Annotated in this window: 1 protein-coding gene; it reads left to right on the top strand. The window is 37.7% G+C overall.

Annotated features, from left to right (window positions below; all coding sequences use genetic code 11):
* Positions 1-408: hypothetical protein (locus QP119_RS11495; protein ID WP_284776300.1), on the top strand; the 408-nt coding region annotated here is incomplete at both ends.

The raw sequence follows: 408 nt of genomic DNA on the forward strand, positions 1-408 counted from the left end.
AAAATCGAAAGTCCGCATGACTTCGTTGACGACAATCCTCAAACCCTTGCTACGAGCGGAATTTCGAAAATCGAAAGCAATCTATATAAAGACTATAAAAATAATATAGATACTAATAGATACGATATAGATACTCAAAAGTTGGACTTTTCCACAACCAATTTTTCACCAGCTGAAATTGAAGCCCAAAATCGGGATTTAGTAAAACATGCTGATGAGTTCTTAACTGACGAAGATAATGGGTTGCCGGTCTTCTTAGAACCAGAAGCAGTGCAACTACTTAGCTTTTGGTGCCGTACCCCACAACAAATGCGGCGCTTTATTGGCATTATCTTAAACGCCAAATATGCTGTTGAAAAAGAACATAAGGATTTAGGCGTATGGATTCTATTAGACGATCCTGATTTA

This window comes from Corynebacterium frankenforstense, assembly GCF_030211955.1.
Lineage (GTDB): Bacteria > Actinomycetota > Actinomycetes > Mycobacteriales > Mycobacteriaceae > Corynebacterium > Corynebacterium frankenforstense_A.